Consider the following 26,177-nt stretch of genomic DNA (forward strand, 5'->3'; position numbering starts at 1 on the left):
TAGGCGTTGACGGTCTCGAAGCCGGTGATCGAATGCAGCCGGATGTCGCCCAGCGCCCAGGTCAGCCGTGCGCTGCCGCCGGTGTTCTCGAGTTCCTGCTCGTTCTTGCCGTCGGTCGAGATCGTGCGCTCGTCGAAACCGTCGACCAGGTCGTTGCTGCCCTTCTTGATGATGTTGGCGCGGAACAGCCGGGCCGAGCCTTCCAGGTTGCGGTTGTGCAGGTTGAACAAGGCCGTCAAGTCCTTGCTCGGCGTGAACAGCGCCTGCAGGCGGATGGCGCGGTCGTCGTAGCCTTCGAGTTCGCGGGTCTGGGCATTCGCGACGGTGTTGGTGACCCAGTCGTTGCGGTGCTGCACCTGCGCCGAGATGCGCATTGCGCCGCTCTCGCCGAGCTGGATGTTGCCCGCGCCTTCGGCATTCACGGTGCCGAAGGTGCCGGCCGAGATGCTGGCGTAGGCGTTCTGCTTCTTCGACGGCTTGACCGAATCGAACTTGACCACGCCGGCCGGCGTGTTGCGGCCGAACAGCGTGCCTTGCGGGCCGGCCAGCACTTCCACTGCGGCGACGTCGAACACCGGGAAGCCCTTCAGGATCGGGTTCTCCTGCACCACGTCGTCATAGATCAGCGAGACCGGCTGCGAGGCATTGCTGCGGAAATCGGTGTTGCCGTAGCCGCGGATGTAGAAGCGCGGGAAGGCGCGGCCGAAGGACGATTCGATGTTCAGGCTCGGCACGCGGCCCGACAGCATGCGCACGTCCTGGCCGCTGGAGTTGATGACGTCGAGCTTCTCGCCGGACAGCGAGAACACCGCGCTCGGCACGTCCTTGATGTTTTCGGTGCGGCGCTCGGCCGTCACGGTGATGGTTTGTAGCTTGCCCGCTTCGACCGGCTCGGCGGTCTGTGCAAAGGCCGGGGCGGCGAAGGCGAGCGCCAGCGCGGCGGCCAAGGGATGGTGGGCAAAGGCGGGGCGATGCATCGATGAAATTCCTGTTTGAATGGGTGCGGCGGCGCGGAACGCAAGCTACGTGCCGCATGCGGCGCCGGCGGGGCCGGCGAACATGACAGCAGCATTTCATTCTGCATGTCGACCTCCAGGCGAGCGATGACATGCCCTCGCCATGTTGCGCAGAACAAACGCCGGGCCGGGCCCGGCGCCGGCCGGTCACATGAACAGATGCTCTCCGGCGTTTTCGCCGCCGAGGACCACGTAATTCACCTTGCGCAAATCGGCCAGCGTGCGCCCGCCGGCGTAGCTGACCGAGCTCTGCAGGTCTTCGCGCATCTCGCGCAGCGTGTCGGTCAGGTGGCCCTTGATCGGCTCCAGGATGCGCTTGCCCTCGACGTGCTTGTATTCGCCCTTGTTGAAGTCGCTGGCCGAGCCGTAGTACTCCTTGTAGCGCTTGCCGTCGACCTCCACCGTCAGGCCGGGCGACTCCTCATGGCCGGCGAACAGGGAGCCCACCATCACCATCGCCGCGCCGAAGCGCACGCTCTTGGCAATGTCGCCGTGGTGGCGGATGCCGCCGTCGGCAATGATGGGCTTGGTCGCCACCCGCGCGCACCACTTCAGCGCAGAGAGTTGCCAGCCGCCGGTGCCGAAGCCTGTCTTCAACCGCGTGATGCAAACCTTGCCGGGGCCGATGCCGACTTTGGTGGCGTCGGCGCCCCAGTTCTCCAGGTCGATCACGGCTTCCGGCGTGCCGACATTGCCGGCGATCACGAAGGCCTGCGGCAGCTTCTGCTTGATGTGCTCGATCATGCGGCGCACGCTCTCGGCATGGCCATGCGCGATGTCGATGGTGATGTAGTCGGCACCCACGCCCTCGGCGGCCAGGCGGTCGATCACCGCCGCGTCGAAGGGTTTGACGCCCGAGCTGATGGACACGAACAGGCCCTTGTCGCGCATGCGCCTGGCATAGGCCACGGTGTCCAGGTCGAAGCGGTGCATCACGTAGAAGTGGCCACTGGCGGCCAGGTGCTCGGTGATGGCCTCGTCGACCACCGTCTTCATGTTGGCCGGCACCACCGGCAGCTTGAAGCGGCGGCCGCCGAATTCCATCGAGGTGTCGCACTCGGCGCGGCTGTCGACGCGGCACTTGCGCGGCAGCAGCAGGATGTTGTCGTAGTCGAAGATTTCCATGGGGGCTCCGTAGCGAAAAGGCTGCGAGCGCTTGACCTGGGGCCCGGTGCTGCCCACGAAGCCGTCGAGCGGATGCGACGGTGCGGGCGGAAGACCGGGCGCCAGAATTTGGGCCCGGTGGCCGATTCTACGCAGTCAGTGGGCGCAGGCCGGGGGGCGGGGCATCGCTGCCGAACAGCGCGCCGAGGTCAGCGCTGCTGCGCCGGCCCAGCGCGCTGCCGTGCTCCGCCAGCCAGGCGACGGTGCGGGCGCGGCCGGCATCGCGCAGGTGCTCGAGGAAGCGGCGGTGCGCGATCAAGCGGCTGTCGCCGGACAACGAGGCCAGCGCGTCATGGCCATCCACCACGTGCCAGTTCAGGCGCGCCAGTCGGGCGTCGCTGCCGGCGCGCCACCACTGCCGGCCGGCCCGGGCGCTGTTTTCGGCCAGCGCGCGCATCTCGCGCAGGAACGCGGCGTTGAAGCCGATGTCCATCGCGCGCAGCTGGATCTCGGCGGCGGTGGTCGGCAGCGCACCGTAGGCCCAGGGGCTGAGCATCACCAGCAGCAGGTCGCTGGCGCCGCTGTCGTGGATCAGCGGCGACACCGCCGGGTTGGCGCTGAAGCCGCCGTCCCAGTACGGCTCGCCGTCGATCAGCACGGCCTTCTGCAGCGTCGGCAGGCAGGCCGAGGCGAGCACCGCATCGATGCTCAGCTCGCCTGTGGTGAACAGCCGCAGCCGGCCGCTGTTGGCCTGCGTGGCGGCGATGAACAGCCGCACGTCGCGCTGCTGCCGCAGGCGGGCGAAGTCCACCTGCGCGGCCAGGATCTCGCGCAAGGGGTTGGCATCCTGCCCCAGGCGCTGGTACGGCGACAGCTGCTGCGACCAGCGCATCCACCAGCGCGCCGCCGGCGTCAGCGTGGTGTGTTCGCCTTCGCCTTGCGTGAGCCACTCGAAGGCCGGCTGGCTGCCCACCGCATCCCAGTAGCGCGCCAGCGCGGCGCGAGCGCCGTCCCGCCCGCCATCGAGCAGGCCCTGCGCCAGCACCACGGCATTCATCGCGCCGGCACTGGTGCCGCTGATGGCGGTGATCGGCATCGGGCCGTGTTCGAGCAAGGCGTCGAGCACGCCCCAGGTGAAAGCGCCATGCGCGCCGCCGCCTTGCAGCGCCAGCGCCAGGCTGGGCGACCGGCGCGGGATCAGGGGCCAGGTCGGCACGTTGCAGGCCGGGCCGGTTCAGTGCGCGGCGCAGCGGTCGGCCGCGACCGCGAGCAGGCGGCCATCGGGCCCTTCGATCCAGCCGCGGGCTTGCAGGCGAGTGGGCTGCGCGCTCTCGGGCCAGCGCAGTGCGCGCAGGTGGCGCAGGCCGCGCGGGCTGCCGGCACCGTCCAGCGGCAGCGGGCCGGCCACCGAGCGCACCAGCTGCCGCTCGATGCGCGAACCTTCGCTGCCGGCCGGCAGCATCTCCACCAGCGCCAGCCAGCCGCTGCTGCCGGCCGGCAGCGTGCCGCGCACGTCGAGTTGCAGGCCGAAGTAGCCGTTCCAGGCCGGGCCGGACTGCACCTGCAGCTTTGGGCCAGGCAATCGGGTTCGGCGCTGCGGTGACGCCTGCCGCTCGCCGGACCCGGGCGACACCCGCTTCTCGCCACCCGGCGGCGGCGCGGCGCCGGCACGCTCGGCTCGTTCCCGGGCTTCGAGGGGTGCGGCCGCGGCCAGCTCGGCGTCAGGGCCTTGCGCCGCAGGCGTGATCCAGTCGAACAGCCAGCCGGCCGGCGTGTCCGCGCCCTGGGCGGCGGCCCAGCAGTCGGGGCAATCGGCGCTGATGAAGCGCTCGGTCACCGGCGCGTTGTTGCGCGGGCAGCCCGGCGCTGCCGGGGAAGCGCTGGCGGCGCAGGCGGCGATCAGTGCTAAGCAGGGCAGGAAGCGGTGCATCGCCGCATTGTGGCGGGCGCGCCGGGAGCGGCTCCTAGAATCCCGCGATGCACGATGCCGATTCCCACCACGATAGCGCGCCGGCCACCGGTGCCGGCAGCCTGCTGCACAACCTGAACCCGGAGCAATTGGCCGCCGTCACCTTGCCGGCCAAGCCGGCGCTGATCCTGGCTGGCGCCGGTTCGGGCAAGACGCGGGTGCTGACGACGCGCATCGCCTGGTTGATGTCCACCGGCCAGGTCTCGCCGGGCGGCCTGATGGCGGTGACCTTCACGAACAAGGCCGCCAAGGAGATGCTGACTCGCCTGCAAGCCATGCTTCCGGTGGCTGTGCGCGGCATGTGGATCGGCACTTTCCATGGCCTGTGCAACCGCTTCCTGCGCGCGCACTGGAAGCTGGCGGCGCTGCCGCAGTCGTTCCAGATCCTCGATTCGGCGGACCAGCTGTCGGCGGTCAAGCGCATCATCAAGGCGATGCAGCTGGACGAGCAGCGCTTCGTGCCCAAGCAGGTGAGCTGGTTCATCGCCGGCAGCAAGGAAGACGGCTTGCGGCCCAAGGACGTGGCCGCGGTCGACCCGCAGACGCGCAAGATGATCGAGGTCTACCAGGCCTATGAAGACCAGTGCCAGCGCGAAGGCGTGGTCGATTTCGCCGAGCTGATGCTGCGCACCTACGAGCTGCTGCGCGACAACACCTCGCTGCGCGAGCACTACCAGCGGCGTTTCCAGCACATCCTGGTCGACGAGTTCCAGGACACCAACCGGCTGCAGTACCGCTGGCTGCAGATGTTCGCGCCGCCCGGCGGACAGCAGGGCGTGTTCGCGGTCGGCGACGACGATCAGAGCATCTACGCCTTTCGCGGCGCGCAGGTCGGCAACATGGCCGATTTCGAACGGGAGTACCACGTCGAGCGAGTGATCAAGCTGGAGCGCAACTACCGTTCCTTCGGCAACATCCTCGATGCGGCGAATGCGCTGATCGCGCACAACAGCCGGCGCCTGGGCAAGAACCTGCGCACCGAGGCCGGCCCCGGCGAGCCGGTGCGCGTGAGCGAAGCCACCAGCGACTACGCCGAGGCGCAATGGCTGCTGGAAGAAGCGCAGCAGCTGCACCGCAGCGGCATCCGGCGCAGTGAGATCGCGGTGCTGTACCGCAGTAACGCGCAAAGCCGTGTGATCGAAAGTGCGCTGTTCAACGCCAGCATCCCGTACCGGGTGTACGGCGGCCTGCGCTTCTTCGAGCGTGCCGAGGTCAAGCATGCGCTGGCCTATCTGCGTCTGATCGAGAACCCGAACGACGACACCTCCTACCTGCGGGTGGTGAACTTCCCGGCGCGCGGCATCGGCGCGCGCAGCGTCGAGACGCTGCAGGACGCGGCGCGCCACAGTGCACGCAGCCTGTTCCAGAGCGTGGGCGCGGTGGCCGGCAAGGCCGGCGCCAACCTGGCGGCGTTCAATGCGCTGGTCGAGGGCCTGCGCGAGCGCACGCGCGGCCTGACGCTGCGCGAGATCATCGACGAGGTGCTGCGTGTCAGCGGCCTGATCGAGTTTTACCGCAGCGAGAAGGAAGGCGCCGAGCGCATCGAGAACCTGCAGGAACTGGTCAACGCGGCCGAGGCCTTCGTCACGCAGGAGGGCTTTGGCAAGGATGCGGTGGCGCTGCCGATCGACGAGACCTCGCCGGGCACCATCGCCGACGGTACGCCCACCGCCATCGCCGCCGTGGACCTGGCGCCCGACGCCGAAACCGGCGAGATCCTGTCGCCCTTGGCCGCCTTCCTGACCCATGCCGCGCTGGAAGCCGGCGACAACCAGGCCCAGGCCGGGCAGGACGCGGTGCAACTGATGACGGTGCACGCGGCCAAGGGCCTGGAGTTCGACTGCGTGTTCATCACCGGCCTCGAAGAAGGCCTGTGCCCGCACGAGAACTCGCTGTCCGACGCCGATGGGCTGGAAGAGGAACGACGGCTGATGTACGTGGCCATCACCCGCGCGCGCCAACGCCTGTACCTGAGCTTCAGCCAGACCCGGCTGCTGCACGGCCAGACGCGCTACAACGTGAAGAGCCGTTTCCTCGACGAACTGCCCGAAGGCGCGCTGAAGTGGCTGACGCCGAAGAACCAGGGCTTCGGTTCGGGTTATGCGCGGGAGTACCAGAGCGCCTGGGCACGCGGCTCCGGCCTGGGTTCAGTGGTCGGCGCCGGGCGCGTCGAAGGTCGGCCGGCTTATGCCGCGCCGCCACCGCCGCCCATGGTGTCGAAGACGCCGCCGGCCCACGGCCTGCGCGTCGGCCAATCGGTGTTCCACACCAAGTTCGGCGAAGGCGTGGTGCTGACGCTCGAAGGCAACGGGGCCGATGCACGGGCCCATGTGCACTTCAGCCGCCATGGCGCGAAGTGGCTGGCGCTGTCTATTGCCAAGCTGACGCCGGTGCCAAGCTGACGCCGGTGACCTGAGCTCGCAGGCTCAGCCTGCGGTGGGGGGCTCGCCGACGCCGAAGGTGTCGGCGAAGATGAACCACAGCGAGGTGTAGAACGCCGCGCTCAAGCCGACCATGATCAGCAGCGCCAGCAGCAGGCCCAGGGCCGGGGCACCGAGCAGTGCCGACAGCAGCGCGCTGACCAGGCCGGTCAGCAGGCTGCCGAGCAGCGTGAAGCCGAGCCACGACAGGCCGTAGATCATGAACGCGCCGCGCGTGCGCCATAGCGCGATGGTGCTCGAGAACAAGGCCTGGCCGGCCGATTGGCCGCCCCAGTGCACCAGCGCCAGCGCATGCCAGTAGGGCACGGCGATCAGCGCCATCAGGCCGGTGATCCAGTTCGCCATCTGCGCCACCGCGCCGCTGGAGAACACCGCCATCAGCTCCTGCGCGCTGACCGTGGCCTGGCCCAGGGGTTTGAGCGCCTGGACCAGCTCATCGCCGCCGATCCAGAACGTGAACGCGGTGATGCCCATCGTCGCCAGGCCGTAGGCCGCGCACAGCAGCAGCATCGCGCGGCGGGCGCGCGGCGGCTCGCGCCACAGCGCGAACACCTGCGACAGCCGCACCGAGCGGCCCTGCAGCACCTCTTCGGTGGCCAGCATGAACGACAGCGACAGCAGCGGCACCGTGGCCGCCGCCAGCACGGCGCCGACCAGCGGAATCACCCCCAGCACCACGATCAGCAGCAGGTAGGTCAGGAACAGCGCGACAAAGCCCAGCGGCCGGCGCAGGAAGGTCTGGATGCCCTGGCGCAGCCAGGCTTGGCCGCGGGGCATGTCGACTCGACGGAGTTGCAAGCCCATGCTCAGCGTGCGGGATGCCAGGGCGTGGCGATGCGTTCGCGCAGCACGCGTTCGAAGTGCAGCGGGTCCTTGGGCTGCAGCAATTCGGCCTCACGCGGCAGGTGCAGATCGCCCAGGCGCGACAGCCAGAAGCGCAGCGCGGCGGCGCGCAGCAGGGCCGGCATCAGCCGCACTTCACCGGCACCCAGCGGCCGCTCGAGTTCATAGGCCTGCACCATCGCGTTGGCGCGGGCTTCGTCGAGCCGGCCCGAGTCCAGGTCGATGCACCAGTCGTTCAGGCACACCGCCAGGTCGTAGCCGAAGCTGTCGGTGCCGGCGAAATAGAAGTCGAAGCAGGCGGTGAGCTTTTCATGGCCGGGCAGGCCGTCGAACAGCGCGTTGTCGCGGAACAGGTCGGCATGCACCGCGCCGCGCGGCAGGGCCTGGTAGGCCGCTGACTCGGCCACCTGCTGCTGGAAGGCCAGTTCGTCGATCAGCAGCGCGCGCTGCGGCGCATCGATGTGCTGCAGCAGCTGCGGCGCCATCGCCAGCCACCAGTCCAGCCCACGCAGGTTGGGCTGCTGCAGGGAGAAGTCGGCCACCGCCAGGTGCATGCGGGCCAGCAGGTGGCCGACCTGTGCGCAGTGGTGCAGGTCGGGCGCCAGCTGGTGATGGCCGGGCAGCGCATTGACCAGCGCCGCGGGCTTGCCGGCCAGGCTGTGCAGCACTTCGCCGCTGGCATCGGCACGCGGCTCGGGCACCGGCAGGCCATGGCGGGCCAGGTGCTGCATCAGTCGCAGGTAGAACGGCAGTTGCTCGAAGCTCAGGCGTTCGAAGACCGTCAGCACCCAGCGGCCGGTGCTCGAATCGACAAAATAATTGGTGTTCTCGATGCCCGCGCCGATGCCGTGCATGGCCACGAATTCGCCGGCATCCAGCCGGGCGAGCAGGGCGCCGGCGTCACCGGCAGTGATTTGCGTGAAGACCGCCATGACAGCCAGTTCAGGAACGCGTGATGGCGCAACACCTCATCGGCGGGATTCTACCGACGCACAATCGCGCGATGAACGAACCCACTGCCAACCCACCAACGCTGCTGCTGGTCGATGGCTCCAGCTACCTGTACCGCGCGTACCACGCGCTGCCGGACCTGCGCGGGCCGGAAGGCTTTCCGACCGGCGCGATCCACGGCTTCGTCGCGATGATGCGCAAGCTGCGCGACGATGTCGGCGCCGGCCACGCGGTGTGCGTGTTCGACGCACCGGGCCCCACCTTCCGCGACGCGTGGTATCCCGAGTACAAGGCCAACCGCTCGCCGATGCCCGACGACCTGCGCCAGCAGATCGAGCCGATCCACGAAGTGGTGGGCCTGCTCGGCTGGCCGATGATGGCGGTGCCCGGCATCGAGGCCGACGACGCGATCGGCACGCTGGCCTGCATCGGCGTGACGCATGGCCACCGCGTGATCATCTCGACCGGCGACAAGGACATGGCGCAGCTGGTCAACGAGCAGGTCACGCTGATCAACACGATGAGCAACGAGCGCCTCGACATCGACGGCGTGAAGGCCAAGTTCGGTGTGCCGCCGGATCGCATCATCGATTACCTGACGCTGATCGGTGACACGGTGGACAACGTGCCCGGCGTCGACAAGGTCGGCCCCAAGACCGCGGCGAAGTGGATCGCCGAGCATGGCTCGTTGGACGGCGTGATGGCCGCGGCGGCCGGCATGAAGGGCGCCGCCGGCGAGAACCTGCGCAAGGCGCTGGACTGGCTGCCGCAGGGCCGGCGGCTGATCACCATCGTCACCGATTGCGACCTGGCGAACCATGTGCCGGGTTGGCCGGCGGTCGAATCGCTGGCCCTGCGCGAGGTCGACCGCACCGGGCTGCTGGACTTCTACCAGCGCTACGGCTTCCGCGCCCTGCGCAAGGAACTGGAGGCCGAGCTGGGCGTAGCGGCTGCGCCCGCGCCGGCTGCGGTGGGCACGGTCGCCGACGGTAGGTCCAGCAGCGCGGCCCCGCTGCCGCCGGATTCCTCGGACTTGAAGCGCCACTACGAATCGGTGTTCACGATGGAGCGGCTGCAGCACTGGATCGGTTTGCTGCAGCAGGCCGGGCTGTCGGCGCTGGACACCGAGACCGATTCGCTGGACCCGATGCGTGCGCGCATCGTCGGCATCTCGTTCGCGGTGACGCCGGGCGAAGCGGCCTACGTGCCGCTGCGCCACGACCACCCCGGCGCGCCCGACCAGCTGCCGCTGGACGAGGTGCTGGCCGCGCTGCGGCCCTGGCTGGAGGACGAAGCCGCCGCCAAGGTCGGCCAGAACATCAAGTACGACACCCATGTGCTGGCCAACCACGGCATCACCGTGCGCGGCTGGCGGCATGACACGCTGCTGCAGAGTTATGTCTTCGAAGCGCACCTGGCGCACAGCCTGGAAAAGCTGGCCGACCGCCACCTGGGCCGCAAGGGCCTGAGCTACGAAGACCTGTGCGGCAAGGGCGTGAACCAGATCCCGTTCTCGCAGGTCGACATCGAGCGCGCCACCCAGTACAGCGGCGAAGACAGCGAGATGACCCTGCAGGTACACCAGGTGCTGTACCCGCGTATCGCCGCCGAGCCGGGGCTGTTGCGCGTGTACCAGGACATCGAGATGCCGGTGTCGGCGCTGCTGGCGCGCATCGAGCGCCATGGCGTGCTGATCGACGGCGCGCAACTGGCGCAGCAAAGCCGCGAGCTGGCCGAGCGCATGCTGCAGCTCGAGCAGAAGGCCTACGAGATCGCCGGCCAACCCTTCAACCTGGGCTCGCCCAAGCAGATCGGCGAGATCCTGTTCAACCGGCTCGGGCTGCCGGTGAAGAAGAAGACCGCCTCCGGCGCGCCCAGCACCGATGAAGAGGTGCTGCAGGAACTGGCCGCCGACTACCCGCTGCCGGCCACCATCCTGGAGCACCGCGGCCTGTCGAAGCTGAAGGGCACCTACACCGACAAGCTGCCGCTGATGGTGAACCCGGACACCGGGCGTGTGCACACCAACTACGCGCAGGCGGTGGCGGTGACCGGGCGGCTGTCCAGCAACGACCCGAACCTGCAGAACATCCCCATCCGCACGCCCGAAGGCCGGCGCGTGCGCGAGGCCTTCATCGCGCCGCCGGGGCATGTCATCGTCTCGGCCGACTACTCGCAGATCGAGCTGCGCATCATGGCCCACATCAGCGGCGACCCGGGGCTGACCAAGGCCTTCGCCGAAGGCATGGACGTGCACCGCGCCACCGCGGCCGAGGTCTTCAACATCGCGCCCGATGCCGTCTCCAGCGAACAAAGGCGTTATGCCAAGACCATCAACTTCGGGCTGATCTACGGCATGGGCGCGTTCGGGCTGGCGCAGTCGCTGGGCATCGAGCAGAAGGCGGCGCGCGACTACATCGACCGCTACTTCGCGCGCTTCGCCGGCGTCAAGCGCTACATGGACGAGACCAAGGCGCAAGCGGCCGAGCGCGGTTATGTCGAGACGCTGTTCGGCCGCCGCATCGAGCTGCCGGACATCCGCGGTGGCAACGGGCCGCGCCGCTCGGGCGCCGAGCGCCAGGCGATCAACGCGCCGATGCAGGGCACGGCGGCCGACCTGATCAAGCTGGCGATGATTGCCGTGCAGGGCGCGCTGGACGCGCAGCAGCGGCGCACGGCGATCGTGATGCAGGTGCACGACGAACTGGTGTTCGAGGTGCCGGAGGACGAACTCGACTGGGCCAAGGCCGAGGTGCCGAAGCTGATGGCCGGTGTCGCGCAGTTGAGCGTGCCGCTATTGGCTGAAGTGGGCGTGGGGCCCAACTGGGATCAGGCGCATTGAGCGCAGGGCGTGGGGCTCAACGCTCGGCATCGCGTCGCGCCAGGTAGCGCTGCAGCTCGTCGAAGCTGATGCTGCCGCTGCGCCGCGCATCGATCTGGTCGAAGTGCCGGCTGACGAAGCCCAGGCCGGCGCGCTGGGCCTGATCGCGGGTGATGCTGCCGTAACGGCCAGAGTCAGCGGCATCGAAGCGCTGGCGCAGTTTGGCTGCTACCTGGGCCTGCAGTGCCGCGCCCTCGGTGGGCGGCTCGGTGCTGCGAATGCGAGCGGCTGGCGGCACCCAGGGGTCGGCGCGGCGGGCCATGGACTCATCGGCGGCCAGCACGCTGCCCGGCAGCGCGGCCAGCAGGCCCAGCCAGATCAGGCGCTTCATGGGGCGGTCCTCAGGCTGCGGTAGAAATCGGCCAGCACGGTGCGCTGCTGGCGGCGCGCGCTGTCGTCCAGGTAGGTCATGTGGCCGCCGGGAATATGCTGCACGGTGATGCGCGGCTGCGGGCCCAGGCGGCGCAGGTCGAGCACGGTCTGGTGGAAGGGCGTGGCCAGGTCGTGGTGGCCGTTCAGCGACAGCACGCGCAGCCGCGGGTTCAGCGTCATCGCGGCGGCCAGGTCGGGCACGGCATCGGGCAGGGACTTGCCGTCGTGCGCCCATTGCCAGAAGTTGATGGCGTTGCTGAAGCTGGTGTAGCCGGCTTGGCTGGTGTAGGCCAGGCCCTGGCGCAGGTAGTCGCGCGTGGCCGTGATGAAGGGAGCCTCGATCACCGTCAGCGACGGGTCGCCGTCCGCCGCCAGCGGGCCGCCGGTGAGGCCCGAGATGCGTGCGTCGTAGCGGCCGATCAACTGGCCGGGCAGCAAGTTGTCGCGGAAGGTGTCCGGACCCAGGTTGAACTGGCTTTGCCACAGCGTCTGCGTCGTGCCGGTCAGCGCCGCCAGGTCGGCCAGCAGCGTGGCCGGCGGCGCGCTGCCGGCGATGTAGGCCGCTACCGCCGGGCCATAGCGCTCGTCGGCAAACGACACTGCCTGCAGCACGAAGGCCGCGGTGTCGGCCGGCACCGGCTGCACGCGCTGGTGGTAGGCGCCGGTGGCCGCGTAGCTGGGCAGGTAGCCGCCGCAGCTGTAGCGCCGGTCGTCGACCACGCCGCAGTTGCTGTTGTAGTCCAGCACCGACGACAGCAGCACCACGCCGTCGACGCCCACGCCCGAGGCCTCCAGTTCCTCGGCCAGGATGGCCGAGCGCAGCGTGCCGTAGGACTCGCCGAACACCACGCGCGGCGACGCGCCGCGGCCGTTCACCGCCATGTAGCGGGCGATGAAGTCGCGGAACACCCGCGCGTCGGCATCGACGCCCCAGAAGCTGCGGTTGGTGGCCGGTGCAATGGCCTGCGACTGGCCGGTGCCCACCGCGTCGACGAACACCAGGTCGCTGACGTCGAGCAGGCTCTCGGTGTTGTCCACCAGCGCGAAGGACGAAACCAGCTGGTTGCTGGGCATGTTCGTCACCAGCCGCTTCGGGCCGAAGGAGCCCAGGTGCAGCCACAGCGAGGCCGAGCCGGGCCCGCCGTTGTAGAAGAAGGTCACCGGGCGGGTGCTGGCATTGCCGCCGTTGGCGGTGTAGGCCACGTAGAAGAACGAAGCCTGCGGCGTGCCGCTGGCCACATCGTTGGCGGTCAGGTGGCCGGCGGTGGCGGTGTAGTCGATGGCCCCGCTGGCCAGCACCAGGCGCTGCTGCGTCACCGCCTTGGCTTCGCTGGCCACGGCCAGACTGGCGTTCGGGTCGGTGGAATAGGCGGTGCTGTCGGTGATCGCCGGCGTGCTGGGTGGCGGCGCATCGCCCCCGCCGCCGCCGCCGCAGGCCGCCAGGGCCAGCACGGCCATGGCCGCCAGCGTGAGCGGCAGCAGGCGCAGGGCAGGGCGGTGGTGCATCGGCAGCAGGCGCGGGGTGTTCATCGGGTGATCATGATGGCAGCTTGTGCGGCGCCCACCAAGCCCGGGCATTCCTGCCCTTCGTGGGCTGTCATCGCCGCGTCATCGCGGCGCCGCGCGGGCGTCACCGCCGGCCCCGAACATGCCGGGCCATGCGCGCACCGCCCATCGCCGAAAAACCAGCCGATAGACCAGCCGACGAACCCGGACACCTGCACTACCGCACGGTCTGGATTTCCGACATCCACCTCGGCACGCCGGGTTGCCAGGCCGAGGCGCTGCTGGACTTCCTGCGCACGGTGGAGTGCGAGACCCTCTACTTGGTCGGCGACATCATCGACGGCTGGCAGCTGCGCCGCAGCTGGTACTGGCCGCAATCGCACAACGACGTGGTGCAGAAGCTGTTGCGCAAGGCGCGCAAGGGCACGCGGGTGGTCTTCGTGCCCGGCAACCACGACGAATTCGCACGGCGCTACCTGGGTCACAACTTCGGCGGCATCGACGTCGTCGAGGACTGCGTGCACCAGCTGGCCGACGGCCGCAAGCTGTGGATCACGCACGGCGACCTGTTCGACGGCGTGGTGCAGTGCGCCCGCTGGCTGGCCTACCTCGGGGACTCGCTGTACGAGTTCACGCTCAAGCTCAACCGCTGGCTGAACCGCGCCCGCGCCCGGCTGGGCCTGCCGTACTGGAGTTTGTCGAAGTACCTCAAGCTGAAGGTCAAGCGCGCCGTCAGCTATGTCAGCGATTTCGAGGCCGCGGTGGCGCGGGAGGCGCGCAAGCGCGGCGTGCAGGGTGTCGTCTGCGGCCACATCCACCATGCCGAGATGCGTGAGATCCATGGCGTGCTGTACTGTAATGACGGCGACTGGGTCGAAAGCCTGACCGCGCTGGCCGAGCATGCGGACGGCCGGCTGCAGATCCTGGACTGGTCACGGGCGCAGGCACCGGCTGTCACGGTGCTGTCGCACAAGCGTCATAGACTGGTTTCATGATCGAAGCCGCCCCCCAAGATGCCGGCGTCACCCAGCGCGCCCTGCCGCCGCTGCTGAACCGCGAACAGGCCATCCTCGAATTCAACCGCCGCGTGCTGGCGCAGGCCAGCCGCACGGATGTGCCGCTGCTGGAGCGGCTGCGCTACATCACCATCGTCTCGTCCAACATGGACGAGTTCTTCGAAGTGCGCTTTGCCGATGCGCTGGACGCCATGCGAGAAGCGCCGGGCGGCGGCCCGCACCGCGACGCGCTGCGCTCGGTGGCGGCCGATGCGCATGCCTTGATCGACACGCAGTACGCGGTGTTCAACGACGAGTTGATGCCGGCGCTGCAGCGCGAAGGCATCGTGATCCTGAACCATGCCGAGCGCAACCCGGCGCAGCGCGAGTGGGTGTCGCGCTTCTTCGAAGCGCAGGTGCGCCCGCTGCTGGTGCCGGTGGGGCTGGACCCGTCACATCCGTTCCCGATGGTAGCCAACAAGTCGCTGAACTTCATCATGCACCTGGGTGGCAAGGATGCCTTCGGCCGCGAGAACGCGATTGCCATCCTCAAGGTGCCGCGCGTGCTGCCGCGCGTGATTGCGCTGCCGCGTGCGCTGTGCCCGCCCGGCACGCAGGGCTTCGTGCTGCTGACCAGCGTGATCCGTGCGCACCTGGAAACGCTGTTCGGCGGCCGGCCGGTGGACGCGTTTTCGCAGTTCCGCGTGACGCGGGATTCCGACCTCGAGGTCGACGAGGAAGACGTCGCCAACCTGCGCCAGGCGCTGCGCACGGGCCTGACGACGCGCCACTTCGGCCAGGCCATCCGCATCGAGGTGGTGCGCAGCTGCCCCGAGGCCTTGTCGCGCTTTCTGCTCGACCAGTTCGATCTGCCCGCAGCGGCGCTCTACCGTGTCAACGGCCCGGTGAACCTGGTGCGGCTGAACCAGCTGATCGACCAGGTCGAAGCGCCGGCGCTGCGCTTTCCGCCCTTCGAGCCGGCCTGGCCGCAGGACCAGCTGCCGCGCGGCGAATCGATCATCGCGCAACTGCAGCACAGCGATGTGCTGCTGCACCATCCGTTCGAGAGCTTCGAGCCGGTGGTGCAGTTCCTGCGCGAAGCGGTGCACGACCCCGAGGTGCTGGCGATCAAGCAGACCATCTACCGCACCGGCAATGAGTCGGTGCTGATGGAGCTGCTGATCGATGCCGCGCGCCGCGGCAAGGAAGTGACCGTGGTGGTCGAGCTGAAAGCGCGCTTCGACGAAGAGGCCAACATCAACTGGGCCGAGCGCCTGGAAGCCGTGGGTGCGCAGGTGGTCTACGGCATCGTCGGCTTCAAGACCCATGCCAAGCTGCTGCTGGTAACACGGCGTGAACCCGGCCCACGCGGTAGCACGGTGCTGCGGCGTTACGTGCACCTGTCCACCGGCAACTACAACCCGAAGACCGCGCGGCTGTACACCGACACCGGCATGCTCACCGCCGACCCCCAGCTCACCGCCGATGCCGACGCCGTCTTCCACCAGCTCACCAGCCTGACGCGCGTGCGCTCGCAGCGCCACCTGCTCACCGCACCGTTCGTGCTGCACCGCAAGCTGATGGCCCACATGGCCGATGTGGCCGAAGCGGCGCGGCAGGGCCGGCCGGCGCGCATCGTCGTCAAGCTCAATGCGCTGACCGATCCGGCGCTGATTGGCGCGCTGGTCACCGCCGCGCAGGCCGGCGCCGAGGTCGACCTGATCGTGCGTGGCGCGTGCATGCTGCCCTCGGGGCTGCCGGGCCTCACCGACCGCGTGCGCGTGCGCTCCGTCGTCGGGCGATTTCTCGAGCACACCCGCGTGATCTATTTCCGCTGGGGCGCCAGCGACGAGGACGAGGTGCTGTACCTGTCCAGCGCCGACTGGATGGGCCGCAACATGTTTCGCCGCATCGAGCTGGCCTGGAGCGTGCGCGACGCGCGATTGCGCCAGCGCGTGATCGATGAATGCCTGGTCCCCTACCTGCACGACGAACGCGACGCCTGGTCGCAGGCCAGCGACGGCAGCTACCACCGCGTGGCCGAGCAGGGCGAGAGCGCGCAGGCGGCGCTGATGGCGCGTTACGGATCGGCAGGCTGAACATCGACATGGACCTGATCCTGTGGCGTCATGCCGAAGCCCGTGATGCATCGACCGACGAAGACGACCTCGAGAGGCCGCTCACCTTGCGAGGCAGCAAGCAAGCCCAGCGCATGGCCGAGTGGCTGAACCGCTTCCTGCCCGAGAGCACGCGCGTGCTGGTCAGCCCGGCGCTGCGCACGCGGCAGACCGCCGATGCGCTGGGCCGCAAGTACCGCCTGGTGGATGGGTTGGCGCCCGGCGCTGGCCCCAGTCAGCTGCTGACGGCGGCACGCTGGCCGGACAGTCGCGAGCCGGTGCTGGTGGTCGGCCACCAGCCGACGCTGGGCCAGACGGCCGCCTACCTGATGGCCGGCGCCGATGCCGTGCAGGCGCCGGCCTGGGGCGTGAAGAAAGGGGCGGCCTGGTGGCTCAGGTACCGTGTGCGCGAGGGCGTGCCGGAGGTGGTGCTGGTGTCGGTGAGGACGCCGGAGAAGCTCTGAAGGCCGCTGCGTTCACCCTGCGCTGCCGACCTGGCGTCGGAAAACGCCCGGCGACACGCCGAACTCGCGCTGGAAGTGCCGGATGAAATGCGCCGCATCGGCGAAGCCGCATTCGTAGGCCACGGCGCTGAGAGGGGTGTTGCCGGCGGTCAGCATCCAGCGGCCGTAGCGCAGCCGCATCTGGCGGTAGTAGTCGGCCGGCGTGGCGCCGGTCTCGCTGACGAACTGGCGCTCCAGCTGGCGCGTGCTGCAGTTCAACAGCCCGGCAATGGTGGCCATGTTCAGCGGCGCCGACAGGTGGTCTTCCATCAGCATCACCGCGCGCCGCACGCGTTCGCTGTCGAAGCCGGAATAGCCCAGCACGCCGCGCCGATCCATGTAGGACCGGCCTTCGGCCGGCGTCACCGTCATCTGGTGCACGACCTTGGCGGCGCGGTCCGGGCCGCAATGGTCGCGGATCAGCTGCGCCGCGAAGGCGATCACCGACGTGCCGCCGGCCACGGTGAGGCGTTTGCCGTCGACATGGAAGTCGGTGTCGGTGACATGGCGCAGGCGCGGGAAGCGGGCTTTCCAGTCCGGCACATGGAAGGGGTGCACGCAGGCCACGCTGTTGTCCATCAGGCCGTGGCGGGCCAGCACGAAGCTGCCGGTGCACAGGCCGATCAGCGGCACGCCGCGCGCGGCGGTGGCGATCAGGTAGTCCGCATAACGTGGATCAGCAGCGTCCATTTCCGACAGCAAGCCACCGATCACCACCAGGTAGTCGAAAGCCGGCGCCGCCCGCAGCGGGGTCTGCACCGGCACGGCCACGCCGCAGCTCGACAGCACCGATTCCGAGCCCACGCCCAGCACGGTCCAGCTGCAGCGCAGCTGGCGGCTCTGGTCGCCGATGTCGGCGGCGTGGCGCAGCGCGTCGCTCAGGCCCGCCAGCGACAGCAGCGGGAAGCGGGGCCACAGCAGGATGGCCACCGACAGCTCGACACCGGCACGCGCGCTGGCGGATTGCGTGTCCAGCCGCTCGACGACGCTCTGCGCCGGCGCACCGCGTGGCGCCCGCTTTGCGACACCGGCGTGCGCACCGGTTCGTCTTGATGGCTTCTCCATCCTGTGGATGCTGCCCGAGCCGGCGCCAGCCAGCAATGTCGCAAACGTTCAATTCTTCGGAAAGCGCCTGCAATACACGGCAAAGGCATCTCCCTACAGTGACTGGCACGCGACATTGCTTCGATGCGCGCCCGACATCACCGGAGATCCCGTGCTCGCACACCGATACCTACCCCGCACTTCGACGACCCGACGGTGGCTCGCCGCGCCGCTGGCAGCCTGTGCGCTGGCCGGCCTGGCCGCGTGCAGCGGCGACAACGATCCGTCGCCACCTGTCACACCCGCGACAACTTCACCGGCCACGCCCGGTGTCGCGGCGTCCGCCACCGGCTATGCCAACGGCGTGGTGGCCGTGTCCAACCCGCTGGCGGCCAAGGTCGGCGCTGAGGTGCTGAAGAACGGCGGCAATGCCATCGATGCGGCCGCCGCGATCCAGTTCGCGCTGAACGCCGTGGAGCCGCAGAGCTCGGGCATCGGCGGCGGCGGCTTCATGGTCGTCTACCTCGCCAAGGAGAACCGGGTCACGGTCATCGACGGCCGCGAGAAGGCGCCCGCGGCGGCCACGCCGACGATGTTCGGTGCACTCAGCTTCGAGGATGCCTCCACCACCGGCATCTCGGTGGGTGTGCCGGGCACGCTGCGATTGCTCAGCACGGCGCTGAAGAACTGGGGCAGCTGGAGCCTGGCCAAGACCCTCGAACCCGCAACGGCGCTGGCCGAGGCCGGCTTCACCGTGGGGCCGATGCTGGCCGCCGACGTCGTCAACACCAGCGATCGCGGCTTCCAGATGACGAACCTGCAGCCCGAGACCGCTGCGCTGTTCCGCCCCGGCGGCGTACCGCTGAAGCAGGGCGATCTGTTCAAGCAGCCCGATCTGGCCAAGACCTTCAGGCTCATCGCGGCGCAGGGACCCGATGCGTTCTACAAAGGCGAGCTCGCGCGGGCCATTGTCGAAGCGCAAGGGCGTGCCACGACCACCGGCGCTGCCGGCAGCGCGCTGACGCAAGGGGCGGCCGGCAGCATGACGCTGGCCGACCTGGCGAACTACAACGTGGCGATCCGCCAGCCGCTGATGGGCAGCTATCGCGGCTACACCGTGGCCACGATGCCGCCGCCGTCGAGCGGCGGCATCACCGTGCTGCAGCAGCTGAAGATGCTCGAGCAGTTCCCGCTGGGCGACAAGAGCAAGGGCTACGGCTTTGGCGAGAAGAACACACTGCACGTGCTGATCGAAGGCATGCGCCTGTCCTTTGCCGACCGCAATGCCTACGAAGGTGATGCCGATTTCGTCAAGGTCCCGGTCACCGGCTTGCTGGACGCCGGCTATCTGGCAGCACGCGGTGCGCTGATCAAGCTGGAGACGGCGCTGGGCCTTGCCGCCATCAAGCCGGGCAACCCGTTCCCGCGCGACGTGGCCGCCGCCGCCATCACCACGCGCCCGGCGGCGGCCGACCCGCGTGAAGGTGCGCACACCACGCACTTCGTGGTGGCCGACAAGGAGGGCAACGTGGTGAGCTACACCACCACGGTGGAATCGCTGTTCGGCTCCGGCATCGTGGTGCCGGGCTACGGCTTCGTGCTGAACAACCAGCTGACCGATTTCAACTGGCCGCCGACCTTCAACCTGGCCAGCGGCGACATCGGCGCCAACGACGCGGCGCCGTACAAGCGCCCGCGCAGCAGCATGACGCCCACCTTGCTGCTCAAGGACGGCAAGCCCTTTGCAGCCATGGGCTCGGCCGGTGGCGCCAAGATCATCAACGCGGTGGTGCAGATCACCAGCAACCTGATCGACCATGGCATGAGCGTGGAACAGGCCATCGATGCGCCGCGCATCTCGGCCCGCACCAACGACGCGGTGTTCTGCGAAACCGGTCCCTTCACGCCGACCGGTTTCGTGCCGACTCCGGCGTTCTCGGCCAGCGTCGTGAGTGCCGTCAACGCGATGCGCGAGCCGGCGATCGGCATGCCGCCGTGCTCGGGCAATGAAGCCAACGGCGCCAACCTGTCGGCCCAGGCGCTGGTGATCGACTGGACCACCGGCCTGAAGTACGGTGCTGCCGACAAGCGCCGCGAAGGCACTGTAGCCGGCGTGCAGTAGGCCTGCCCCTGGTCAGGCGTCGCCGCTGGAGGCCAGCACCAAGCGGGGTGACTCCACGCGCGCCCAGGCCTCGGCCTCTTCCCGCAGCTGGTGCAGCGTGCGTGGATGGCCATGGGCCCAGGCCGCATCGAAGTTCAGCACCGCCTGTTTGCCGCTGCGCACCAGGCGCAAGGCATGGGCATCCACGGCGGTGCGGGCATGGCACAGGATAACGGCCAAGCGCAGCGTCAGCACCTGCCATGCGAACTGCTCGTTGCACAGCTGGGCCTCGATCTTGCGCAAGCCGCCGCGCTGGCCGAGCACCAGGTCGGCCATGCGCCGCTGCTGGCTCTGGCTGAAGCCCGGCGCGTCGGCATGCGCCAGCAGGTAGGCGCTGTGGCGGTGGTGGTCGTGGTGCGAGACCATCAGGCCGATCTCGTGCAGTTCGCAGACCCAGCCCAGTTCGCGCAGCGTTTCATCGTCCGCTTGGGGCAGCGCACTGCTGAACAGCGCGGCGGCGACGCTGCGCACCCGCGCGGCGTGCGCGGTGTCGATGCCGAAGCGGGATTGCAGCTCGGCCACCGAATGATCACGCATGTCGCCGCTGCCGGCCTTGCGTTGACTGGCGTGGCGCTCGTGCAGGTCGACGATCACGCCTTGCCGCAGCGCGCCCTTGGCCGGCTGCAGTGCCTCGATGCCGAAATGCGTGACCAGCGTGTACAGCAGCGACAGTCCGCCGCCGATGATGGCCTTGCGGTCTTCGCTGAGCGAGGGCAGCTTGAGCTTGTCCACCTGGCCGGCCGCCAGGCATTGCGCAATGCACCAGCGCAGGCCGTCGGGCGTGACGGCACCGTCGCTGAGGCCGGCGGCCTGCAGCACCTGCGACACGGCGCCCACGGTGCCCGAGGAGCCCAGCGCGACCTGCCAGTGCTGCGGCGCAAAGGGCTGCAATGCTTCCTCCAGTTCGGCGCCGGCGGCCACCTGGGCATCGCGAAACATCCGCTCGGTGAAGCGGCCCTCGGGAAACCAGCGCATCGACAGGCTGACGCTGCCGACCTTGAAGGATTCGGCCGCCAGCGGCACGCGGCCCTGGCCGAGGATCATCTCGGTGCTGCGGCCGCCGATGTCGATGACCAGCCGCGTCGCATCGCTGGGCTGCAGATGGGCCACGCCGGCGTAGATCAGGCGCGCCTCCTCGCGGCCCGAGATCACCTCGATCGGCATGCCCAGTGCGGCTTCGGCACGCACCAGGAACGCGTCGCGGTTGCGCGCTTCGCGCAACGTCTGAGTGGCGACGGCCCGCACCTGCGCCGCTTCGAAGCCCTGCAGCCGCTCGGCAAAGCGTGCCAGGCAGGCCAGGCCGCGCTGGGCGGCTTCTTCGGTGAGGTAGCCGTTCGCGTCCAGCCCGCCGCCCAGGCGCACGGTCTCTTTCAGGTAGGCGATGCGGCGATAGCGGCCGTGTTGCAGCTGACCGATCTCGAGTCGAAAACTGTTCGACCCCATGTCGATGGCAGCCAGGGGCGCACTGGCGCGCGGAAGGCGGGAAGGCATGGGGCAGGATCGTAGCGGCTAAACCCGCATGGCCTGTCGAGGCTGCGCAGGAGCGCTCTATCTAGAATGCGCCGCGTGGTCCGCAACCCAGGAGAGATGCATGTTGCAGCAGGATGTCGATAGCCTCGCCCCGTCACGGGACTTCAGCCGGCGCGATTTTGTGCGCGGCAGCCTGGGCACCGGCTTTGCCGCCGCGGTGCTGCCGGTGATGGCGCAGACGGTGATCAAGACCAGCACCGAGGGGCTGGTCGCGGGCGAGGTGACCATCCCCGTCGGCGACTTCAAGATGCCGGCCTACCGCGCCGCGCCGGCCGGCAAGAGCAATGCGCCGGTGATCCTGCTGATCAGCGAGATCTTCGGGGTGCACGAGCACATTGCCGACGTCGCGCGGCGCTTCGCGAAACAGGGTTACTACGTCGTCGCGCCCGAACTCTTCGTCCGGCAAGGCGACGCGGGTTCGTATGGCGAGATCGCCAAGCTGATCAGCGAGGTGGTTAACAAGGTGCCCGATGCCCAGGTGATGGGTGATCTGGACGCCACCGTGGCCTGGGCGCGTGGACAGGGCGCCGATGCGTCGAAGCTGGCAGTGACTGGCTTCTGCTGGGGCGGCCGCATCACCTGGCTGTACAGCGCGCACAACCCGGCGGTGAAGGCGGGCGTCGCCTGGTACGGCCGGCTGGTGGGCGCGGCCTCGGCCTTGACGCCCGCCCACCCGGTGGACCTGGCAGCCAAGCTGAACGGGCCGGTGCTGGGCCTCTATGGTGGGCAGGACGGCGGCATCCCGCTTGACACGGTCGATAAGATGAAAGCAGCCCTCGCCAGTGGCAGTGCCGCGGCCAAGCGCTCGGAGTTCCTGGTGTACCCGGACGCGCCGCATGCCTTCCATGCCGACTACCGACCCAGCTACCGCAAGGAAGCCGCCGAGGATGGCTGGAAACGCTGCCTGGCCTGGTTCAAGGCCCAGGGCGTTGCATGATGCTGCCCTGAGTTCCCCTGTTCCTCCCGACCGCGCCTCTGCAGGCGCGGTTTTTGTGTGTCATCGATGACCCTGCTCTACATCGTGCTTGCAACCACCGCCGGCGGCGTGCTGTCGGTGGTCATCGCGGCTTCGCTGACCGTGGCCCTGCTGGGGCGCCTGGTGCAGCACCTGGTCAGCCTGTCGGTCGGCGTGCTGCTGGGCACGGCGCTGCTGCATGTGCTGCCGGAAGCCTTCGAATCGCAGGTCAGCCCGAACCGCTTGTTCATCACCTTGCTGAGCGGCCTGCTGTTCTTCTTCCTGCTCGAGAAGGCCGAGCTCTACCGCCATGGCCATCACCACGAGGGCGACGGCCACGAGCACCATCACCATTTCGATGCCGAGCAGGCCGGCCGTGGCGGCTGGAGCGTGCTGGTGGGCGACAGCATCCACAACTTCTGCGACGGCATCATCATCGCGGCGGCCTTCCTGGCCGATACCCAGCTGGGGCTGGTGACGGCGGCGGCGATCATCGCGCACGAGATTCCGCAGGAGGTGGGCGACTACATCGTGCTGCTGAACGCCGGTTTCAGCCGCGGCAAGGCGTTGCTGTACAACGCGCTGTCGGGGTTGTCGTCGGTGGTCGGCGGGGTGCTGGGCTACTTCATCGTCGGGCCCTGGGAAGCGCTGTTTCCGTACCTGCTGGTGGCCGCCAGCAGCAGCTTTGTCTACGTCGCCGTGGCGGACCTGCTGCCGCAGTTGCAGCGCCGGCTGCCCTGGCGCTCGACGCTGGCGCAGCTGGCCTGGATCGGCGCCGGCCTGGCGCTGGTGGTGCTGGCACGCAGTTTGTTGCACGGTCATTGAGGCCGGGCGCTTCAGGGACCGGCCGGTGTGCCGATAAGACGAGACAGAGACCTCGTTTCTTGCACCACCCACCCTGATGAAGCTGCTGCCGTTGGTCGAGTTGAAGGATGGCCTCGCCCCAGGCCAGCCCTTGCCCTGGGGCGTGCGCGACCAGCGCGGCAATCTGCTGCTGGGCAAGGGCCACCTGGTTGGCAGCGAGGAGATGCTGCAGGCCCTGCTGGACCGCGGTGTCTTCGTCGATGCGCAGGAAGCGGCGAATGCGGCCGCGCTGGCGCCGGTACCCGCACCGGCCCCGTCACCCCTCGCCGGCACACCGTTCGAACGCTGGGACAGGCTGTGCGCCAACCTGGCCGCCGTGCTCTCAAGCCCGCGCGAACGCCACTTTCTGCAGCGGGTGCGCGACGCCGCGTTGCACGTGCACGCGCTGAGCGAGATGAACACCGATCTGCTGCTATTCCTGATCCTGCGGCAGGACCATGGCCAGTTCGAGCACTACGGCACCACCCACGCGCTGCATGTGGCCTGCATCTGCAGCCTGCTGGCGCAGCGGCTGGGCTGGGACGCGGACGATCGCCAGCGTGCGATCGGTGCCGCCTTGACGATGAACCTGGCCATCATTGAGCTGCAGGGGCGGCTGGCCTGCCAGACCACGCCGCTGACGCGGCGCCAGCGCGAGCAGATCCACGAGCACCCGAACCAGGCGTCGATGATGCTGCGAGCCGCCGGGCTGGACGACGAGCCCTGGCTCAGCGCGGTCGAAGACCACCATGAGCGCCACGGCGGCGGCGGTTACCCGATGGGGCGCCTGACGCCTGGCACGCTGTCGCAGCTGCTGCGTCTGACCGATCAGTTCACCGCCAAGCACAGCGCCCGGGCGACCCGTCCGGCCTTGCCGGCCCAGCTGGCCGCGCGCCAGTTGTTCATGGAGAACCCGGGCGACCCGATGGCCGCGATGCTGATCAAGGCGTTCGGCATCTATCCACCGGGCTGCCTGGTGCGGCTGGCGTCGGCCGAACTGGGCATCGTGGTGCGCCGCGGCAGCAGCGCCAATGCGCCGATGGTCGCGACGCTGACCGATGCCCAGGGCCGTGCGCTGCCTGCCCCGCGCATGCGCGACAGCGCGCAGCCTGCCTATGCCGTGCAAGCCAGCGTGCCCGAGCCCGCCACGCGGCTGCGCATTGCGCCGCAAGCGCTGTATCCCGAAGCGCTGGCCTTGTGAGCGCCACGCGGCTCGACGGCCGCATGGCGTCAAGCGCTACTTGACGACCAGCACCGGCAAGGGGCTGTGCGTCAGCACGCGGTTGGTTTCACTGCCCAGCAGCAAGGCGGTGACGCCGCGGCGGCCGTGCGAGGCCATCACGATCAGATCGCAGCCCTGCTGCTTGGCCTGGTCGAGAATGGCTTCCCAGGGATGCAAGGCCTCGACGGTGTAGCCGTCGCAGTTCAGCCCGGCGGCATTGGCTTCGTTGACGACGGCCTTCACCCGCTCGGCGGCGATGCGTTCCTGCGCGTCGTAGAACTCCTGCGGCGGCACCGGCTGCATTTCGGAGATCGCGCTGTACGGGAAGGGCTCCTTCACGCTGACGGTGGCCAGCGAGGCACCGGTCACCTTGGCCAGGCTGATGGCGGTTTGCACGGCCTTGCCGGTGATGTCTGAACCGTCGGTGGGGACGAGGATGCGCTTGTACATGGTCACCTCCTGTGAAAGACCGATCCGGACCGCAGGTCCGGCTCAAGCACAGTGTGCTCCCGGCCATGATGCTCGCCTTGAGCCGCGTCAAGCCATCGGGCCTTTCACGACTCTGCTGTCGGTGCGGTCGACTGGGGCGCGGCCTGGCCGCGCAACAGCGTGGCACCGACCCCCGCGCAAACGATCAAGCCCATGCCGGCAATCGCCATGCCCGTGATCGGATCGTCGAACAGCCAGACACCGTAGCCGAACGAGAACACGATGCCCATGTACTGCAGGCTGGCATTCACCAGCGGCCTGCCGATGGCATAGGCACGTGTCATCAGCAGCTGGGCCACGGTGGCCAGCAGGCCGGTGGCCAACAACAGCGCCGCACCCCGGAGCGTGTGCGCGTGCAGGCCGTTGAAGGCTGCGATGCAGGCGCCGACGATCATGCCGCCCAGCGAGAAATAGAACACCACCCGCACCTCCGGCTCTCCGGCCCGGCCGAGGGCGGTGACCTGCAAATAGGCCATCGCCGACAGCATGCCCGACAGCAGCCCGGTCAGGCCATGCCAGAGTTGGTTGTGCTCGATCGTCGGCCGCAGGATCAGCGCCACGCCGGCAAAGCCCAGCAACACCGTCAGCACCAGGCGACCATCGACACGGGCCGCGCCCATCAGCACCGCGCCGCCGATCAGGAACAGCGCCATCCACACCGAGGACATGTAGTTCAAGGTGATAGCGGTGGCCAGCGGCAGGTTGCCGATGGCATAGAACCACAGCGTCAACGCACACACGCCGCACACACCCCGCCAGAAGTGCATGCCGGGCACGGTGGTGCGCAAGGCGATGCCGCGGCCGCGCGCCAGCCAGGCCATCAGCAGTGCGCCAACCAAGCCACGGTAGAACACGATCTCGCCGGTGCCGTAGTGCGCGGAAGCGAGCTTCACGGTCACCCCCATGGTGGCGAACAGCAGCGTGGAAATGAGGATCAACAAGGCGGAAGGCATGGTGGCATTCTCGCAAGCCAACAACTGTTGAAGCGAAGCCCTCAGTCTTTTCCAAACGAGGTATGAGCCTGGGGAGGCTTGACCGCGGGGACGCGCGGAGCGTCGATCCGTTGTAGATGCGGCCAGTGTATTGGCGCCGGGCCTTTTGGCTTTCTGCCGTAGTGGTGGCAGGCTGTGGGCAATGGTCGAAGGACTGGGCGGTGGGCAACGTGTACTCACGTTGTCCACGGTCCAAGGTACCGTCTGCTTTTTTCGTGTTCGAGGCAGATCTTGAAGTCAACT

Annotated in this window: 21 protein-coding genes; 9 read left to right on the forward strand and 12 right to left on the reverse strand. The window is 68.8% G+C overall.

Annotated elements, in window-relative coordinates:
* The 4 genes from VLK61_RS06095 to VLK61_RS06110 all read right to left on the reverse strand — a co-directional run.
* The coding region (locus VLK61_RS06095; RefSeq protein WP_325419292.1) for a TonB-dependent receptor plug domain-containing protein at positions 1-977 on the reverse strand (977 nt) is incomplete at its 3' end.
* Positions 978-1,163: 186 nt separating this feature from the next.
* On the reverse strand, positions 1,164-2,141 hold the full coding sequence (locus VLK61_RS06100) for a GMP reductase (protein ID WP_325419294.1): 978 nt from the start codon (positions 2,139-2,141) through the stop codon (positions 1,164-1,166).
* Between the two features lie 127 nt (positions 2,142-2,268).
* Entirely contained in the window at positions 2,269-3,336 is a 1,068-nt protein-coding gene (locus tag VLK61_RS06105) for a patatin-like phospholipase family protein (RefSeq protein ID WP_325419296.1), read from the reverse strand.
* 18 nt (positions 3,337-3,354) lie between these two features.
* On the reverse strand, positions 3,355-4,050 hold the full coding sequence (locus tag VLK61_RS06110) for a hypothetical protein (protein WP_325419298.1): 696 nt from the start codon (positions 4,048-4,050) through the stop codon (positions 3,355-3,357).
* 47 nt (positions 4,051-4,097) lie between these two features.
* Here VLK61_RS06110 and VLK61_RS06115 point away from each other — a divergent pair, with 47 nt between their 5' ends.
* Positions 4,098-6,491 (forward strand): UvrD-helicase domain-containing protein, encoded by a 2,394-nt coding sequence (locus VLK61_RS06115; protein ID WP_325419300.1) that lies wholly within the window; start codon positions 4,098-4,100, stop codon positions 6,489-6,491.
* Between the two features lie 24 nt (positions 6,492-6,515).
* On the opposite strand, the gene VLK61_RS06120 is transcribed toward VLK61_RS06115, so the two are convergent.
* On the reverse strand, positions 6,516-7,307 hold the full coding sequence (locus tag VLK61_RS06120) for a BPSS1780 family membrane protein (RefSeq protein ID WP_325419302.1): 792 nt from the start codon (positions 7,305-7,307) through the stop codon (positions 6,516-6,518).
* A gap of 29 nt (positions 7,308-7,336) precedes the next feature.
* The gene (locus VLK61_RS06125) at positions 7,337-8,305 is read right to left on the reverse strand and encodes a homoserine kinase (RefSeq protein ID WP_325419304.1); all 969 of its coding nucleotides are present in this window, start codon (positions 8,303-8,305) and stop codon (positions 7,337-7,339) included.
* A gap of 71 nt (positions 8,306-8,376) precedes the next feature.
* Here VLK61_RS06125 and polA point away from each other — a divergent pair, with 71 nt between their 5' ends.
* A complete protein-coding gene (polA, locus tag VLK61_RS06130) occupies positions 8,377-11,166 on the forward strand; it encodes a DNA polymerase I (protein ID WP_325419306.1) in 2,790 nt (929 codons plus the stop codon).
* Positions 11,167-11,182: 16 nt separating this feature from the next.
* Here the strand turns inward: polA and VLK61_RS06135 are convergent, their stop codons facing one another.
* Positions 11,183-11,536, reverse strand: a complete 354-nt coding sequence (locus VLK61_RS06135; RefSeq protein WP_325419308.1) for an EF-hand domain-containing protein — start codon at positions 11,534-11,536, stop codon at positions 11,183-11,185.
* Complete coding sequence (locus tag VLK61_RS06140) at positions 11,533-13,107, reverse strand: S10 family peptidase (RefSeq protein ID WP_325419310.1); 1,575 nt, start codon at positions 13,105-13,107, stop codon at positions 11,533-11,535. Before VLK61_RS06140 ends, VLK61_RS06135 begins: the two co-directional genes overlap by 4 nt.
* Before the next feature lie 128 nt (positions 13,108-13,235).
* Between VLK61_RS06140 and VLK61_RS06145 the strand changes: the two genes are divergently transcribed.
* The 3 genes from VLK61_RS06145 to sixA are packed head-to-tail and all read left to right on the forward strand — an operon-like array spanning position 13,236 to position 16,659.
* Positions 13,236-14,078 (forward strand): UDP-2,3-diacylglucosamine diphosphatase, encoded by an 843-nt coding sequence (locus VLK61_RS06145; RefSeq protein ID WP_325419312.1) that lies wholly within the window; start codon positions 13,236-13,238, stop codon positions 14,076-14,078.
* On the forward strand, positions 14,075-16,177 hold the full coding sequence (gene ppk1, locus VLK61_RS06150; protein WP_325419314.1) for a polyphosphate kinase 1: 2,103 nt from the start codon (positions 14,075-14,077) through the stop codon (positions 16,175-16,177). Before VLK61_RS06145 ends, ppk1 begins: the two co-directional genes overlap by 4 nt.
* An 8-nt stretch (positions 16,178-16,185) precedes the next feature.
* The gene (gene sixA, locus VLK61_RS06155) at positions 16,186-16,659 is read left to right on the forward strand and encodes a phosphohistidine phosphatase SixA (RefSeq protein ID WP_325419316.1); all 474 of its coding nucleotides are present in this window, start codon (positions 16,186-16,188) and stop codon (positions 16,657-16,659) included.
* 12 nt (positions 16,660-16,671) lie between these two features.
* On the opposite strand, the gene VLK61_RS06160 is transcribed toward sixA, so the two are convergent.
* Positions 16,672-17,763, reverse strand: a complete 1,092-nt coding sequence (locus VLK61_RS06160; protein ID WP_325419318.1) for a GlxA family transcriptional regulator — start codon at positions 17,761-17,763, stop codon at positions 16,672-16,674.
* Between the two features lie 151 nt (positions 17,764-17,914).
* Between VLK61_RS06160 and ggt the strand changes: the two genes are divergently transcribed.
* Positions 17,915-19,864, forward strand: a complete 1,950-nt coding sequence (gene ggt / locus VLK61_RS06165; protein ID WP_325419320.1) for a gamma-glutamyltransferase — start codon at positions 17,915-17,917, stop codon at positions 19,862-19,864.
* 12 nt (positions 19,865-19,876) lie between these two features.
* On the opposite strand, the gene VLK61_RS06170 is transcribed toward ggt, so the two are convergent.
* The gene (locus VLK61_RS06170; protein WP_325419322.1) at positions 19,877-21,394 is read right to left on the reverse strand and encodes a Ppx/GppA phosphatase family protein; all 1,518 of its coding nucleotides are present in this window, start codon (positions 21,392-21,394) and stop codon (positions 19,877-19,879) included.
* A 100-nt stretch (positions 21,395-21,494) separates the two neighbouring features.
* Between VLK61_RS06170 and VLK61_RS06175 the strand changes: the two genes are divergently transcribed.
* From VLK61_RS06175 to VLK61_RS06185, 3 genes are all read left to right on the forward strand, one after another.
* Positions 21,495-22,370 carry a dienelactone hydrolase family protein gene (locus tag VLK61_RS06175; protein ID WP_325419324.1) on the forward strand — a complete coding sequence of 292 codons (876 nt, stop codon included), beginning with the start codon at positions 21,495-21,497 and terminating at the stop codon, positions 22,368-22,370.
* A gap of 66 nt (positions 22,371-22,436) precedes the next feature.
* Positions 22,437-23,213, forward strand: coding sequence for a ZIP family metal transporter (locus VLK61_RS06180; RefSeq protein WP_325419326.1), 777 nt, complete (start codon positions 22,437-22,439; stop codon positions 23,211-23,213).
* Positions 23,214-23,289: 76 nt separating this feature from the next.
* Positions 23,290-24,432 (forward strand): HD-GYP domain-containing protein, encoded by a 1,143-nt coding sequence (locus VLK61_RS06185; RefSeq protein ID WP_325419328.1) that lies wholly within the window; start codon positions 23,290-23,292, stop codon positions 24,430-24,432.
* Positions 24,433-24,468: 36 nt separating this feature from the next.
* Here the strand turns inward: VLK61_RS06185 and VLK61_RS06190 are convergent, their stop codons facing one another.
* Positions 24,469-24,903 (reverse strand): universal stress protein, encoded by a 435-nt coding sequence (locus tag VLK61_RS06190; RefSeq protein WP_325419330.1) that lies wholly within the window; start codon positions 24,901-24,903, stop codon positions 24,469-24,471.
* A gap of 104 nt (positions 24,904-25,007) precedes the next feature.
* Complete coding sequence (locus tag VLK61_RS06195; RefSeq protein ID WP_325419332.1) at positions 25,008-25,895, reverse strand: DMT family transporter; 888 nt, start codon at positions 25,893-25,895, stop codon at positions 25,008-25,010.
* Positions 25,896-26,177: the final 282 nt, after the last annotated feature.

Origin of the sequence: Aquabacterium sp., from assembly GCF_035476535.1 — a bacterium.
Taxonomy (GTDB): domain Bacteria; phylum Pseudomonadota; class Gammaproteobacteria; order Burkholderiales; family Burkholderiaceae_C; genus Pseudaquabacterium.